Annotated in this window: 1 protein-coding gene; it reads right to left on the bottom strand. The window is 37.6% G+C overall.

The window, feature by feature from the left end; all coding sequences use genetic code 11:
- Positions 1-508: immunoglobulin domain-containing protein (locus DLK05_RS19190; RefSeq protein ID WP_209319960.1), on the bottom strand; the 508-nt coding region annotated here is incomplete at both ends.

Genomic DNA, 508 nt, shown 5'->3' with positions numbered 1-508 from the left:
CATTACGAAATACACATGGATTGCGAGCATGAAACTTTCCACATGATAAACCTTTACCAAACTTCATCTCACCTTTGTGATTTGCTTTGTAATTCCTTGTTGAAACACCTTTCATATTTACACGAGAATAGGAATCACTGTTAAATGAACGCAAGTTTGATTGACCCTGAGATTGTAGTTCATCACGACCACTAAGCAAAGTATTAGAAATCTTCATCAACTGGATATCAAGTTCATTGACTGCTTCGTAGTTAATACATGCAGTTCTAGCATCTTGAAAGGAACAGTTTGGCATTCTTAACAGCTCTCTTTCCAAACTCGGTATGTTAATTCCTGCAATTAATCGATCTCTCAGTTGCACATAAAGTTGACCACCGAAATTACACTTGGCAGCTTGTTTCTGTAATTCAAGGATGAATTCCCGACCCTTTTGGTCATTTTGACGAACCATCTTATGAAACTTCGCCCTTTCACGGCATTCAAAACTGGTGCATTTTACATGACTTAA

This window comes from Ancylomarina longa, from assembly GCF_003996985.1.
In the GTDB taxonomy this organism is placed as follows: Bacteria; Bacteroidota; Bacteroidia; order Bacteroidales; family Marinifilaceae; genus Ancylomarina_A; species Ancylomarina_A longa.
This window is presented reverse-complemented; position numbering and strand designations above follow the sequence as displayed.